Below are 12,606 nucleotides of genomic sequence, written 5' to 3'. Positions count from 1 at the left end.
CACTGTGGACAACCGCGGGTTGTGGACGCCGCCCGAATTCGGGACGGATCTGCTAAGGCCGGGCCACCTATGCTGGCCGCGTGACGAAGGACTGGCTCGACTGGCACCGTGACTACGACCGGCCCGACTCCGCGCTGTCCCGACGGCTCGTCGAGGTGCGGCGGCGCATCGCCGAGGCGCTGGACGCCGCGCCGCCCGGCCCGCTGCGCGCGATAAGCCTCTGCGCCGGCCAGGGGCGCGACCTGGTTCCCGTGCTGGCCACCCACCCGCGCGGCGGCGAGGTGACCGCTCGGCTGGTCGAGTTGGATCCGCGCAACACCGAGGTGGCCCGCCGGGCGGTCGCCGAGGCGGGGCTGACCGGCGTGGAGGTGGTGACCGGCGACGCGGCGGTGACCGACGGGTACGCCGACCTGGCGCCGGCGGATCTGGTGCTGGTGTGCGGCGTCTTCGGCAACATCCCCGACGACGACATCAGGTCGACGGTGCGGCACTGCGCGTCGCTCTGCGCCACCGGCGGCACGGTGCTGTGGACCCGGCACCGCCGCGAGCCGGACCTGGTGCCCGCCATCTGCGACTGGTTCGCCGAGGAGGGTTTCGTGCCGGTCGCGGTGAGCAGTCCGGCCGACGGCGTGGGCGTCGGCGCGCACCGGTTCACCGGCCCGCCCCGGCCGCTGGCGAGGGGCGCGCGGATGTTCGAGTTCGTGGGCTACGACGAGTTGGAGCGGCGATGACCACAGTGGACGACATCAGTCGGCCCGCCCGGGTGGCCGGGCCGGACGAGGCGATCAGCGCCGAGGAGCTTCAGCTCGCCGCGCGCAACCACGGCATCCCGCTGGAGGCGTTGCGCTACGACGTGACCCCGGCGGGCCTGCACTACCTGCTGATCCACTACGACATCCCGGACGTCGACCCGGACGCGCACTCGCTGACCGTCGCCGGGGCGGTCGCACGCCCGCTCCGGCTGGATCTGGCGGCGTTGCGGGAGCGGCCCCGGGTCACCCGTCAGGTCACGTTGGAGTGTGCCGGCAACGGCCGGGCGCTGCTGCACCCGCGCCCGGTCAGCCAGCCGTGGCTGGTGGAGGCGGTGGGCAACGCGGAGTGGACGGGCACCCCGCTGGCCCCGCTGCTGCGCGAGGCGGGCCTGGCCGACGACGCGGTGGACGTCGTGTTCACTGGCGCGGACCACGGGGTGGAGCGCGGCGTCGAGCAGGACTACCAGCGGGCGCTGCCGGTGGCCGACGCGCTGCGCGAGGAGGTGCTGCTGGCGTACGAGATGAACGGCGCTCCGCTGCTGCCGCAGCACGGCGCGCCGCTGCGGCTGATCGTGCCGGGGTGGTACGGCATGGCGCACGTGAAGTGGCTGCGGGACATCCGGGTGTCGACCGAGCCGTTCGCCGGCTACCAGAACGCGGTGGCCTACCGGCTGCGGCGCGACGCCGACGATCCGGGGGTGCCGGTGACCCGGATCGAGCCGCGCGCCCTGGTGCGTCCGCCCGGCTTCCCGGACTTCATGTCCCGGGCCCGGGTGCTGCGGCCCGGTCCGTGCACGGTGGACGGCCGGGCCTGGTCCGGGTACGGCCCGGTGACGTCGGTCGAGGTGACTGTCGACGGCGGTGACACGTGGGTGCCGGCGCGTCTGGACGAGCCCACCGGGGACGGGTGGGGGTGGCGCCGGTGGTCGGTGGCGTGGACGGCGGAGCCGGGGCGCTGGGTGCTGGGGGCCCGGGCGACGGACGCCTCGGGGCGGACCCAGCCGGTCGAGCAGCCGTGGAACCGGGGCGGGTTCGCGAACAACCTGGTGCAGCGGGTCGTGGTGGTGGTGCCGGCGGAGTGATCCGCCGTCGGGGCGGCGGGCGGTGCGGGCCCGCCGCGCTCAGCCGCCGAATCCGGAATCTGCGGGAAGCGAGATGTCGGGCTTTTCGAGCTCTTCCACATTGACGTCCTTGAACGTCATCACTCGGACGTTCTTCACGAAACGGGCGGGACGGTACATGTCCCACACCCAGGCGTCATGCATCTCGACCTCGAAGTAGACCTCGCCGTCGGAGTTGCGGACGTGCAGGTCGACCTGGTTGGCCAGGTAGAAGCGGCGCTCCGTCTCCACCACGTAGGAGAACTGGCGGACAATGTCGCGGTACTCCCGGTAGAGCTGCAGCTCCATCTCGGTCTCGTACTTCTCGAGATCTTCCGCGCTCATCGCACTCCGCCTTCCATGACCACATCTTCCCCCACCGACGCCGGAGGTCGAGGCTGCTCGCCCAACGCCACGCCGACGGTACCCCCTGGCGCGCCGGAGTGCTCCATCGGCTCGTCCGGACGCCCGAAGAGCGCCGCCTCCTCCTCCCGCCCCACCGGCCGGCGGGCCCGGGGCGGCCGCTCCTCCCGCCCGGAGACGGCGGCCACGTTCACGTACGAGAAGCGGTGCTCCCGGCACGGCCCCCGCTCGCGCAGCGCGGCGCTGTGCTCGGCCGTGATGTAACCCTTGTGCTCGGCGAAGCCGTAGCCGGGGAACCGCCCGTCCAGCTCCACCATGATCCGGTCTCGGGTGACCTTGGCGAGCACGCTCGCGGCCGCGACGCAGGCCGCCACCCGGTCGCCCTTCCACACCGCCAGCCCCGGCACGTCGAGCCCGTCCACACCGAAGCCGTCGGTCAGCACGTAGTCGGGGCGGGTGGCGAGCGAGGCGAGCGCCCGGCGCATCGCGGCGAGGTTGCACACGTGCAGCCCGCGCGCGTCCACCTCCTCGGCCGGCACGACCACCACGGCGTATGCCAGAGCCCGCGCCACCACCTCCTGGTAGACCCGTTCCCGGGCCGCCGGGGTGAGCAGCTTGGAGTCGGCCAGCTCGTCGATCTCGCCGCGCCGTCCCTCGGGCAGGATCGCGGCGGCGGCCACCAGCGGGCCGGCGCAGGCGCCCCGGCCGGCCTCGTCGGCGCCCGCCACCTGGCGGAAGCCACGGCGCTGCAGGGCCCGCTCCAGCGCGTAGAGGCCGCCCTCGCGGCGCACCACGGTGCGCGGCGGGGTCAGCACGCGTCATCTCCGGTCAGCACCCGACCGAGCCGGGCGGGCAGGTCCGGCGGGTAGTAGCGCTCGGTGGTGTCGGCCAACTCGGCCACCGTCCACCAGCGGTGCCCGTGCACGGTGGCCCGCTCGATCGCGTCGAAGCCAGCGGTGTCGACCTCCCAGCCGGGCACCCGGGCGAGGAAGAACTCCTGCTCCTGGCGGTACCAGACGCCGTCGAACGGGAACTCCACCGTCTCGGACCAGACCGGCGCGCCCAACTCGGCCGGAGACAGCCGCAGGCCGGTCTCCTCGGCCAGCTCGCGGGCCGCGCCCTCGGCCGGGGACTCACCCGGGTCGAGCCCGCCGCCCGGGGTGAACCAGTAGCGGTGCCCCGGCCGGGCCGGGTCACTGCCGTGGAACAGCAGCACCCGGTCGGCCGCGTCGACGAGCAGCACCCGGGCCGCGCGTCGAGGGGTGTAGACGGTCACCGCACCAGCCTGCCAGACGCCACCGACGGACGACCACGCCGTCCCCGGCCGACCTCAGGGATTCGGGATGCCGTCGAACTGCTTGGGCACGGTCAGCCAGGTGGCCCGGCCGAACGGCCAGAAGATGGTGAAGGCCCGACCGACGACCTCGCCCTCCGGGATGGTCGCCTCGTTGATGTCCTCGCCGGACTGCTGCCAGTGCTCCAGCGAGTCGCCGGAAGCCTCCCGGTGGTCGCCCATCACCCACAGCCGGCCCGCCGGCACGGTGATGTCGAAGTCCTGGTCGGCGGGCTTGTTGCCGGGGAAGACGAACGGCTCGTCGATCGGCTTGCCGTTGATGATCAGCCGCTCCTGGCCGCCGGCCCGGTCGCAGCAGACCACGTGGTCGCCCCCGACGCCGATCACCCGCTTGATGAAGTCCTCGCCGTTGGGGTTGCCGCTCCACTCGGTGGGCGCCTTGAAGACGATCACCTCACCGCGGTGCGGCGAGCGGAAGTCGTAGACCAGCTTGTTGACAAGCACCCGATCGTCGATCTTGAGGGTGTTCTCCATGGACGGCGACGGGATGAAGAAGGTCTGCAGCACGAAGGCACGAACCAGCACTGCGACCAGGATCGCCACACCCAGGAGGATGGGCAGTTCCTTCCAGAAGGAACTGCGCGGCTTTTCGGTCTGCTCGTCAATCACGGGAGGAGCCTACGTCCCCGGGTACGACGCAGTCGCCCCGAACCCGCGAGAACGGTCAGCGTCGCCGCGACCGGGATAATCAGGACGACGCCGCCGACCGGGTCCGGGTCGACCGGGGCCGGTCGCGCCGGCGCGGCGTCCGGACGGGGCAGGTCCGTGAAGGTCTCCGGTACGGGCAGACCGGTCCACCGCTGGGACGGCCAGACGATCATGAAGGCGCGGCCGATCACGTTGTCGATGGGCACCGGCCCCTGACATCGGGCGTCCTGCGACACCAGCCGATGGTCGCCCATCACGAAGATCTGCCCCGGCGGCACCACCACCTCGGTGAACTGCCGGGACCGGCACTCCTTGGGATTGGGCGGCAGGTCGACCGGGGAGTCCTCGGAGACGTACGCCTGCTCCTCCAGCGGCGTGCCGTTGACCACGACCCGACCCTTGTCGCAGCACCAGACCTTGTCGCCGGGCACCCCGATGACGCGCTTGATGAAGTCCTTCTCGCCGGGCCGGCTGACCCCGACCAGGTCGCCGAAGGTGCGACCGATCTTCCCGGCCAGGTTGGTCGGCGGGGCCGGCGCCTCCTGGGCGACCCAGCGATCGGTGCCCCGGAACACCACGACCTCGCCGCGGATCGGGTCGCGCATGTCGTAGACGACCTTGTTGACCAACACCCGGTCACCGACGAGCAGCGTGTTCTCCATCGACCCGGAGGGGATGAAGAAGGCCTGGAGCAGGAAGGTGCGGATCAGCACCGCCAGGCAGAACGCCACCACGAGCAGCAGCGGCAGCTCCTGCCAGAGCGGCATCTGCCGGCGGGTGCGCCGAGCGCGTCGGCGCCAGGGATCGGCGGTGCCGTCCTCGTCAAGCATCTGCACCATGCCACTCTCCGGTCCGCGGAAACGACACTACCGCCCGGGAGTCTCCTCGCGGAGACCCCACGGGCGGCAGTGGACCGCTTCGCGCCGTCCGGCTGCGCCCGTACCGACCAGGGTAATGCGATCCGGTCGATACGACATCCGCGCAGCCCGGGCGGCGTGGCGAAGGGAAGGTCAGTTCGTCGGCAACTTCTCGCGCAGCTCCTTGATCTTGGCCTTCTTGCCGCGCAGCTCGCGCAGGTAGTAGAGCTTGGCGCGCCGCACGTCACCGCGGGTCACGATCTCGATCCGGTCGATGCCCGGGCTGTTCAGCGGGTAGGTCCGCTCCACACCGACACCGAAGCTGATCTTGCGAACGGAGAAGGTCTCGCGCAGACCGTCACCCTGGCGACGGATCACGACGCCCTGGAAGATCTGGACCCGGGACCGGCTGCCCTCGACCACCCGCGCGTGCACCTTGACGGTGTCACCGGCACGGAAGTCGGGCAGGTCGGAGCGCTTCGACTGGGCGTCAAGGGCGTCCAGGATGTTCATCGCGGTGTCCTCGTGAGGCTCACGGCGCATCGTCAGTCGATGCGCGAACGGGTGATTCTGACCCCCGGGTGGTGGCCGGCGACGCCGACCCCGGTCGAGGGCCCTCGCGGCCCCCCACGGCGTGGGCGGACGCGGCAACCCCTCTACTTTGCCACATGCCCCGGCGGCGGGGAAAATCCGCCCCGGTCCAGCGCCGCCCGGTCCCGCGCGTCCAGGCTCTCCGGGGGCAACGCGCCGGCCAGGTCGGGGCGGCCCGACGCGGTCCGCCGCAGCGACTCGTCGCGCCGCCAGCGGGCGATCCGGGCGTGGTCGCCGGAGCGGAGCACCTCGGGCACGTCCAGGCCGCGCCAGGTCGCCGGCTTGGTGTAGAGCGGGGCCTCCAGCAGCCCGTGCGCGTGCGACTCCTCGTCCAGCGAGCCGGCGTTGCCGAGCACCCCGGGCAGCAGCCGGGTGACCGCCTCCAGGATGACCAGCACGGCCACCTCGCCGCCGAAGAGCACGTAGTCGCCGAGGGAGACCTCGGTCACCGGCATCCGCGTCGCCGCGTGGTCGAGCACCCGCTGGTCGATGCCCTCGTACCGGCCGCAGGCGAAGAGCAGGTGCGACTCGGCGGCCAACTCGTACGCCATCGCCTGGGTGAACGGGACACCTGCCGGCGACGGCACGAGCAGCCGGGGCAGCGTGTGCCCATCCGGGCTCAGCTCGTCGGGGGCGAGGGCGTCCAGCGCCTCACCCCACGGCTCCGGCCGCATGACCATGCCCGGCCCGCCGCCGTAGGGCGTGTCGTCGACCGTGCGGTGCACGTCGTGGGTCCAGGTCCGCAGATCGTGTACGGCCAGCCGCAGCAGCCCGTTCGCGCGGGCCTTGCCGATCAGCGACAGGTCCAGCGGGGCGAAGTATTCCGGGAAGATCGACACGATGTCGACGCGCATGCGACGGCTCCAGCCGGCTACAGGTCGAGCAGACCGCCGGGCGGGTCGACGACGACGCGACCGCCGGCGAGATCCACCTCGGGCACGATCGCCTTGACGAACGGGATGAGCGCGGTGCGCCCACCGGGACGCCGTACGACCAGCAGGTCGGAGGCGGGGGCGTGGTCGACGCGGTCCACCTCGCCGAGTCGCTCCCCGTCCGGGGTGACCACGGCGAGACCGACCAACTGGTGGTCGTGGAACTCCTCCGGGTCCGCCGGGGCGTCGACGTCGGCGCTGTCCACGCCGACGAGCGTGTTGCGCAGCCCTTCGGCGACGTCGCGGTCCGGCACGCCGGAGAACACGACAAGCAGCCGGCCCTGGTGCCAACGCGCCGACTCGACGGTCAGCTCCGGCGGCACCTGCCAGGCGCCGGGCTCGGACGGGACCACCCCCGGCTCGGTGACCAGCACCGAACCGGGGGCGAACCGTGCTTCGGGCTCATCGGTCCGCACCTCCACGGTGACCTCACCGCGGATGCCGTGCGGCTTGCCGATCCGGCCGACGACGAGAAGCATCAGTACGAGTCGACGATGTCGACGCGTACCCCACGTCCGCCGATGGAGCCGATCACCTGGCGCAGCGCCTTGGCGGTCCGGCCGGACCGCCCGATCACCGTGCCGAGATCCTCCGGGTGCACGCGGACCTCGAGCCGCTTACCCCGACGGGAATCGACCATCCGCACCCGGACGTCGTCCGGGTGGTCGACGATTCCCTTGACCAGGTGCTCCAGGGCGGGACGCAGCGGCATGTCAGGCCTGCTCGCCGGACTCGGCGCCGGTCTGCGCCTCGGCCTTGGGCTCCTCCGCCTTCGGCGCCTCGGCGGCCTCCGCCTTCGGGGCCTCCGACTTGGCGGCCTTCTTGGCCGGCTTGGCGGGGGTGTCCGCCACGCCGGCGGCGGCCTTCGCCTCGGCCTCGTACGCCGCCTTGCGGTCGGCCCGCTCCGGGGCGACCTTCAGCGGCGGCGGGGCCGGCAGGCCCTTGAACTTCTGCCAGTCACCGGTCAGCTCCAGCAGGCGCTGCACGGCCTCGCTCGGCTGAGCGCCGACGGACAGCCAGTACTGGACCCGCTCCGACTTGACCTCGATCACCGAAGGGTCTTCCTTCGGCTGGTACACACCGACGAACTCGATCGCACGACCGTCACGCTTGGTGCGCGAGTCGGCGATGACGATGCGGTACTGCGGGTTGCGGATCTTGCCCATCCGCAGGAGCCGGATCTTTACGGCCACAGTTGTTTCGCTCCTGTTGCGATCTCACCGGCCCGTGCGGGCGGTGTGGCGGGTGAGCGCCGACCGGCACAGTGGGGTTTGGGCCGGAGACTGCTCGGTGAACTGGCGACGCGCCCGGGTTAGAGGGCGCCGGACGCGCGCCGGATACCAGCGGTCCATTCTGCCAGATCCGGCCCGGAACTCTCACACCGGACCCGCAAGGGGCGCCGGGATCGGCCCCGGACGTGACGGACGACACCCGCTCAACGCGCCGACGGCCGGTCCCACCCGGGCGGCAGCGCGTCCGGTACGTCCCATTCCGCCGGTGGGGTGAAGTCCTGCCACGTCCCGTCGAACGGGAACGCGCCCGCATCGGCGAGCCGAATAACCCGCTCCCCCTCCGCGCGGACCGCCTTCTCGTCGGGCACCCAGTAGTGCTCCGGATAGGCGAGCCGCTCGGCGAACTCGTCCTCGTCCTTCCACTCCCAGGTCAGGTCCGGATGGACCACCACGTCGAGGTCCTGGTCGACGATGTCGACCCCGGCCACCGCACCGTCGTCCCACCGGACGCCGGGCTCCTCCAGGTTCACGTACCAGTTCTTGAACCGGCCCCGCTCGTCGGAGAACCACCACACCGAGTGGGCGGCGCCGACGGGCAGGAACTTGAGCACCGGCGGCCCGTTCCAGGTGCCGACCGCCAGGGCGTACGACGAGACGATCCACTCGGCGAACGGCACCGCGCGCATGCCCAGGCCGGCCACGGTCACCTCGTGCGCCGCCGGCGCGCCCCGGGCCACCCAGAGCAGCAGTCCGCGCTCGTCGTCGGAGACCACGCGGGCCGACCGGACCCACCCGATCCGCCCGTGCCGCACGTTGCGGTGCAGGACCGGCCGCCCTGGCGCGAACCGCACGCTCACCCTCCCCGAGTGGTTAAAAGGGGCCCCCTCCTCTACCGGAGGCGTTAACAGGGGGCCCTTCCTTACACCTCAGTAGGCGCGGGCGAGGATGGCGACGAGGTCGGGCTCGTCCTCGGTGTCCGGCACCGAGCCGTCGGCGCGCAGCAGGCAGCGCACGGTCACGCCCTGCGCGTTCGCCTTGCCCTCACCCTCGACGCCGACCGCCGACCACGGCACCATCGCCCAGCCGGTGGCGGTCGCCTCGATCGCCTCGGCAAGCGTCGACACCTCGACGGTGCGGGACCGGCGGAACTCCAGCGCCTGGTCGTGCAGCGCCCGCTGGTCGGCGTCGAGCGCGGCGAGCACCGCGTCGACCACGTCGGCGACCGGCGTGGGGGCCTTCGAGCCGTCCGTGCGCCGGACCACCACCGCGTTGCCGGCGGCCAGGTCGCGCGGGCCGACCTCGACCCGGACCGGGTAGCCGCGCAGCTCGGCGTCGACGGCGCGGCGGCCGAACGCGGTGTCGGTCCGGTCGTCCAGCCCGACCCGGACGCCCGCGTCGCGCAGCGCGTCGACAAGCTTTCGGGCCGCCTCACCGACGCCCTCGCCGTCCTTGACGACCATCACGTACGCCTGGACCGGCGCCAGCTTCGGCGGCACCCGCAGCCCGTTGTCGTCGCCGTGGCACATGATCAGACCGCCGAGCATCCGGGTGGAAGTGCCCCAGGAGGTGGTCCACGCGTGCTCCCGGCCGCCCTCGGCCGAGGAGTAGCTGATGTCGAACGCCTTGGCGAAGTTCTGGCCCAGCTCGTGGCTGGTGCCCATCTGCAGCGCCTTGCCGTCACCCATCATGCCCTCGCACGTGTAGGTGGCGGTGGCGCCGGCGAAGCGCTCCCGGGCGGTCTTCAGGCCGACCACCACCGGGATGCCCAGCACGGTGACCATCAGGTCCTCGTACGCCTCGTGCAGGATCCGCCGGGCGTAGGCGCGGGCGTCCTCGCGGGTCGCGTGCGCGGTGTGCCCCTCCTGCCAGAGGAACTCGCTGGTGCGCAGGAAGATCCGCGGGCGCAGCTCCCAGCGGACCACGTTGGCCCACTGGTTGAGCAGCAGCGGCAGGTCCCGGTAGGAGTCGATCCACTTGGCCATGAACTCGCCGATCACCGTCTCGCTGGTGGGGCGGACCACCACCGGCTCGGCGAGCTGCTTGCCACCGCCGTGGGTGACCACGGCCAGCTCCGGCGAGAAGCCCTCGACGTGCTCGGCCTCGCGCTTGAGGTAGCTCTCCGGGATGAACAGCGGGAAGTACGCGTTCTCCGCGCCGGCCGCCTTGATCCGGGAGTCCATCTCGGCCTGCATCCGCTCCCAGATGGCGTAGCCGGCCGGTCGGATGACCATGGTGCCCCGAACCGGGCCGTTGTCGGCCAGCTTCGCCTTGGCGATCAGGTCCTGGTACCAGCGGGGAAAGTCCTCCGCACGGGGAGTGAGCACGCGTGCCATGACCGCACATCCTATGCGCTGCGTGACCCGCCGCTGCGCCGGGGAGCCGGGCCGCGCCGGGTGACCCCGGCGGGCCGTAGACTTCGACGGCTATGGGTGAGGCACGCAACGCGATCGTCGAGGCCGCCCGGGCGCAGGCGGTGGCCGGCGGCTGGGACGGCGTCCGGATGGGTGTGGTGGCCACCGCCGCCGGGGTGAGCCGGCAGACGGTCTACAACGAGTTCGGCACCAAGGCGGGCCTGGCCGAGGCGCTCGCCCGGCACGAGGTGGACCGGTTCGTCGGGGAGGTCCGGGCCGCGCTGGACGAGCACGGCCCCGACGTGCGCGCGGCCGCGTACGCGGCGATCCGCCGCACGCTCGCCTCGGCCGCCGACAACCCGCTGGTCAAGGCGATCCTGACCAGCGCCCGGGGTGGCTCGGACGAGCTGTTGCCCTACCTGACCACCCGCGCCGACCTGGTGCTCGCCGAGTCGACGGCGGCGCTGCGGGAGTGGGCGGGGCGGCACCTGCCGGGGGCCGACCCGACGGCGCTGGCGTTCGCGGCGGACAGCATCGTCCGGCTGGTGGTGAGCCACATCGTGCTGCCCCAGGCGCCGGTGGACGAGACCGCCGACAAGCTGGCCGACCTGGCCGTGCACCTCTTCCTCGCCGCCGCCACGCCACGCTGAGCGAGCCACCGGGCGCGGCCCGGGGCGGGGCGCGGCCGACGGGTCAGCGGACCACCCGGCCGCGCAGCACGATCCGGCTGGGCGACCGCACCACCCGCAGGTCACGGCGCGGGTCCTCGGGATAGACCACCAGGTCGGCGAGGCCGCCCTCGACCAGCCCGGGGAAGCCGAGCCACTCCCGGGCCCGCCAGGAGGCGGCGGCGAGCACGTCCTCGGCGGCCATCCCGGCCTGCTCGTGCAGCAGCAGCATCTCCTCGGCGGCGAGCCCGTGGTCGATGCCGCCGCCGGCGTCGGTGCCGACGTAGATCGGCACGCCCGCCTCGTGGGCGGCCCGGACCACCTCGGGGAAGCGGTCGCGCAGGGCGAGCATGTGGTCGGCGTACCCGGGGAACTTCGCCCGGGCCTGCTCGGCGATGTGGCCGAAGGTCCGAATGTTGATCATGGTGGGGACCAGCGCGGTGCCCTGCCGGGCCATCAGGTCGATCAGGTCGAGGCTCAGCCCGGTGCCGTGCTCGACCGAGTCGACCCCGGCGCGCACCATGATCTCGACGGCCGACTCGGAGAACGTGTGCACCGCGGCGCGCGCCCCGGCGGCGTGCGCGGCGGCGACCGCCGCGGTCATCGTGTCCGCGTCCCAGGCCGGCGCGAGGTCGCCCACCCCGCGGTCGATCCAGTCGCCGACCAGCTTGACCCAGCCGTTGCCGGCGGCGACCTGCGCGGCAACTGTCGCGGCCACCTCCGCCGCGCCGACCTCCACGCCGATGTCGCGCAGGTAGCGCTTGGGCGGCGCGACGTGCCGGCCCGCGCGGGCCAGTCGCGGCAGGTCCGGCTCGTCCTCCAACTCGGGGTACGGGTACGGCGAGCCGGCGTCGCGGATCGCCAGCACGCCGGCGTCCCGGTCGATCCGGGCCAACTCCCGGGCCTGGTCGAGCGAGGTGATCGGGGCGCCGCCCCGGGCGATGCCGATGTGGCAGTGCGCGTCGGTCAGGCCGGGCAGCACGAAACCGCCGTCGGCCACCGTCTCGGCGCCCGGCACCGGTTCGAAGGTGACCCGGTCGCCGACCAGCCAGACGTCCCGGACCTCGTCGTCGGGGAGGAACACGCCGCGCACATGCAGAGCCATGTGCACAGTCCTACCCGATCAGCCGTCCTCGCCGGCCAGCAGGTCGTTGCGACGCGCGGTCAGGGCCGGCAGGTCGACCGAGACCTTCCACGGCCGCTCCGTGACGAACAGGTCCTCGGTGTGGGTCACCTGCTCGTACTCGCGGGTGCCGCCGCCCAGCGTGTACTCGGTGAGCGCGATCCGCTCGTGCTGCGGGTCCACCACCCAGTAGGAGGCGACCCCGGCGCGGGCGTAGACCCTCGCCTTGTCGTAGAGGTCGCGGAAGTGCGACGTCGGGGAGACGACCTCCACCGCCAGCAGCGTGTCCTCGATCGGGACCGGCGAGCGACCGGCGTGCTTGCGCCGGATCACCACCACGTCCGGCCTCGGCTCGTTGCGGCGGTCGACCCGCATGGACAGGTCGATGCTCACCAGGAACTCCGGCGGGCAGTTGACTTCGAGCGCGAGCAGCAGGCGGACACACAGGTCCTGGTGCATGGCGGTGGGGGACGGCACGATCAACCTTCCGTTGATCAGTTCGTACGGAAGGTCCTTGGGCAGGTCGCCCAGGTCGTCGACCGTCCACTCGTGCCGCTCCGGCAGGATCGGGGCCGCGGTCATTGACATCTCCTTCCAGGGGGCGACGTCACCCTACGAGAGAACGACGTCGCCCA

At 72.6% G+C, this 12,606-nt stretch carries 17 protein-coding genes; 3 read left to right on the top strand and 14 right to left on the bottom strand.

The window, feature by feature from the left end; translation table 11 throughout:
- Nucleotides 1–80 precede the first annotated feature (80 nt).
- Nucleotides 81–731: a class I SAM-dependent methyltransferase gene (locus ACIA5A_RS05850; RefSeq protein WP_396756832.1), complete on the top strand. Its 651-nt coding sequence runs from the start codon at nucleotides 81–83 to the stop codon at nucleotides 729–731.
- Nucleotides 728–1,834, top strand: coding sequence for a sulfite oxidase (locus ACIA5A_RS05845; RefSeq protein ID WP_396756830.1), 1,107 nt, complete (start codon nucleotides 728–730; stop codon nucleotides 1,832–1,834). Before ACIA5A_RS05850 ends, ACIA5A_RS05845 begins: the two co-directional genes overlap by 4 nt.
- Nucleotides 1,835–1,873: 39 nt before the next feature.
- Here ACIA5A_RS05845 and ACIA5A_RS05840 read toward each other — a convergent pair whose 3' ends face one another.
- The 12 genes from ACIA5A_RS05840 to proS all read right to left on the bottom strand — a co-directional run bounded on the left by ACIA5A_RS05840 (nucleotide 1,874) and on the right by proS (nucleotide 10,162).
- Nucleotides 1,874–2,197: a DUF2469 domain-containing protein gene (locus tag ACIA5A_RS05840; protein WP_007075222.1), complete on the bottom strand. Its 324-nt coding sequence runs from the start codon at nucleotides 2,195–2,197 to the stop codon at nucleotides 1,874–1,876.
- Nucleotides 2,194–3,030: a ribonuclease HII gene (locus ACIA5A_RS05835; RefSeq protein ID WP_396756828.1), complete on the bottom strand. Its 837-nt coding sequence runs from the start codon at nucleotides 3,028–3,030 to the stop codon at nucleotides 2,194–2,196. The genes ACIA5A_RS05840 and ACIA5A_RS05835 overlap by 4 nt, the downstream gene beginning before the upstream one ends.
- Nucleotides 3,024–3,491, bottom strand: a complete 468-nt coding sequence (locus ACIA5A_RS05830; protein ID WP_396756826.1) for an NUDIX hydrolase — start codon at nucleotides 3,489–3,491, stop codon at nucleotides 3,024–3,026. Before ACIA5A_RS05830 ends, ACIA5A_RS05835 begins: the two co-directional genes overlap by 7 nt.
- A gap of 54 nt (nucleotides 3,492–3,545) precedes the next feature.
- The gene (gene lepB / locus ACIA5A_RS05825) at nucleotides 3,546–4,178 is read right to left on the bottom strand and encodes a signal peptidase I (RefSeq protein ID WP_396756824.1); all 633 of its coding nucleotides are present in this window, start codon (nucleotides 4,176–4,178) and stop codon (nucleotides 3,546–3,548) included.
- Nucleotides 4,175–5,056, bottom strand: a complete 882-nt coding sequence (lepB, locus tag ACIA5A_RS05820) for a signal peptidase I (RefSeq protein ID WP_396756822.1) — start codon at nucleotides 5,054–5,056, stop codon at nucleotides 4,175–4,177. The genes lepB (ACIA5A_RS05825) and lepB (ACIA5A_RS05820) overlap by 4 nt, the downstream gene beginning before the upstream one ends.
- Nucleotides 5,057–5,227: 171 nt before the next feature.
- Nucleotides 5,228–5,587 carry a 50S ribosomal protein L19 gene (gene rplS, locus ACIA5A_RS05815; RefSeq protein ID WP_396757080.1) on the bottom strand — a complete coding sequence of 120 codons (360 nt, stop codon included), beginning with the start codon at nucleotides 5,585–5,587 and terminating at the stop codon, nucleotides 5,228–5,230.
- A 143-nt stretch (nucleotides 5,588–5,730) separates the two neighbouring features.
- Entirely contained in the window at nucleotides 5,731–6,519 is a 789-nt protein-coding gene (gene trmD, locus ACIA5A_RS05810) for a tRNA (guanosine(37)-N1)-methyltransferase TrmD (protein ID WP_396756820.1), read from the bottom strand.
- Nucleotides 6,520–6,536: 17 nt separating this feature from the next.
- The gene (gene rimM, locus ACIA5A_RS05805; protein WP_396756818.1) at nucleotides 6,537–7,076 is read right to left on the bottom strand and encodes a ribosome maturation factor RimM; all 540 of its coding nucleotides are present in this window, start codon (nucleotides 7,074–7,076) and stop codon (nucleotides 6,537–6,539) included.
- Nucleotides 7,076–7,309: an RNA-binding protein gene (locus tag ACIA5A_RS05800; protein WP_013284588.1), complete on the bottom strand. Its 234-nt coding sequence runs from the start codon at nucleotides 7,307–7,309 to the stop codon at nucleotides 7,076–7,078. The genes rimM and ACIA5A_RS05800 overlap by 1 nt, the downstream gene beginning before the upstream one ends.
- A 1-nt stretch (nucleotide 7,310) precedes the next feature.
- The gene (rpsP, locus tag ACIA5A_RS05795; protein WP_396756816.1) at nucleotides 7,311–7,790 is read right to left on the bottom strand and encodes a 30S ribosomal protein S16; all 480 of its coding nucleotides are present in this window, start codon (nucleotides 7,788–7,790) and stop codon (nucleotides 7,311–7,313) included.
- A gap of 242 nt (nucleotides 7,791–8,032) precedes the next feature.
- Nucleotides 8,033–8,680 (bottom strand): DUF402 domain-containing protein, encoded by a 648-nt coding sequence (locus tag ACIA5A_RS05790; RefSeq protein ID WP_396756814.1) that lies wholly within the window; start codon nucleotides 8,678–8,680, stop codon nucleotides 8,033–8,035.
- A gap of 75 nt (nucleotides 8,681–8,755) precedes the next feature.
- Nucleotides 8,756–10,162 (bottom strand): proline--tRNA ligase, encoded by a 1,407-nt coding sequence (gene proS, locus ACIA5A_RS05785; RefSeq protein WP_396756812.1) that lies wholly within the window; start codon nucleotides 10,160–10,162, stop codon nucleotides 8,756–8,758.
- 92 nt (nucleotides 10,163–10,254) lie between these two features.
- Here proS and ACIA5A_RS05780 point away from each other — a divergent pair, with 92 nt between their 5' ends.
- The gene (locus tag ACIA5A_RS05780; RefSeq protein WP_396756810.1) at nucleotides 10,255–10,830 is read left to right on the top strand and encodes a TetR family transcriptional regulator; all 576 of its coding nucleotides are present in this window, start codon (nucleotides 10,255–10,257) and stop codon (nucleotides 10,828–10,830) included.
- Between the two features lie 43 nt (nucleotides 10,831–10,873).
- Here the strand turns inward: ACIA5A_RS05780 and ACIA5A_RS05775 are convergent, their stop codons facing one another.
- Complete coding sequence (locus ACIA5A_RS05775; protein ID WP_396756808.1) at nucleotides 10,874–11,953, bottom strand: amidohydrolase family protein; 1,080 nt, start codon at nucleotides 11,951–11,953, stop codon at nucleotides 10,874–10,876.
- 18 nt (nucleotides 11,954–11,971) lie between these two features.
- Nucleotides 11,972–12,553, bottom strand: a complete 582-nt coding sequence (locus ACIA5A_RS05770; protein ID WP_396756806.1) for a Uma2 family endonuclease — start codon at nucleotides 12,551–12,553, stop codon at nucleotides 11,972–11,974.
- Between the last annotated feature and the right edge of the window lie 53 nt (nucleotides 12,554–12,606).

Source organism: Micromonospora sp. NPDC051300 (assembly GCF_044455315.1).
GTDB lineage: Bacteria > Actinomycetota > Actinomycetes > Mycobacteriales > Micromonosporaceae > Micromonospora > Micromonospora robiginosa.
This window is presented reverse-complemented; position numbering and strand designations above follow the sequence as displayed.

Bases quoted from the DNA above. Each gene is read 5' to 3' on its own strand.
- ACIA5A_RS05845 (WP_396756830.1), top strand. From the start codon at position 728: ATGACCACAGTGGACGACATCAGTCGGCCCGCCCGGGTGGCCGGGCCG.
- ACIA5A_RS05840 (WP_007075222.1), bottom strand. From the start codon at position 2,197: ATGAGCGCGGAAGATCTCGAGAAGTACGAGACCGAGATGGAGCTGCAG.
- lepB (WP_396756822.1), bottom strand. From the start codon at position 5,056: ATGGTGCAGATGCTTGACGAGGACGGCACCGCCGATCCCTGGCGCCGA.
- rplS (WP_396757080.1), bottom strand. From the start codon at position 5,587: ATGAACATCCTGGACGCCCTTGACGCCCAGTCGAAGCGCTCCGACCTG.
- trmD (WP_396756820.1), bottom strand. From the start codon at position 6,519: ATGCGCGTCGACATCGTGTCGATCTTCCCGGAATACTTCGCCCCGCTG.
- rimM (WP_396756818.1), bottom strand. From the start codon at position 7,076: ATGCTTCTCGTCGTCGGCCGGATCGGCAAGCCGCACGGCATCCGCGGT.
- ACIA5A_RS05800 (WP_013284588.1), bottom strand. From the start codon at position 7,309: ATGCCGCTGCGTCCCGCCCTGGAGCACCTGGTCAAGGGAATCGTCGAC.
- proS (WP_396756812.1), bottom strand. From the start codon at position 10,162: ATGGCACGCGTGCTCACTCCCCGTGCGGAGGACTTTCCCCGCTGGTAC.
- ACIA5A_RS05780 (WP_396756810.1), top strand. From the start codon at position 10,255: ATGGGTGAGGCACGCAACGCGATCGTCGAGGCCGCCCGGGCGCAGGCG.
- ACIA5A_RS05775 (WP_396756808.1), bottom strand. From the start codon at position 11,953: ATGGCTCTGCATGTGCGCGGCGTGTTCCTCCCCGACGACGAGGTCCGG.
- ACIA5A_RS05770 (WP_396756806.1), bottom strand. From the start codon at position 12,553: ATGACCGCGGCCCCGATCCTGCCGGAGCGGCACGAGTGGACGGTCGAC.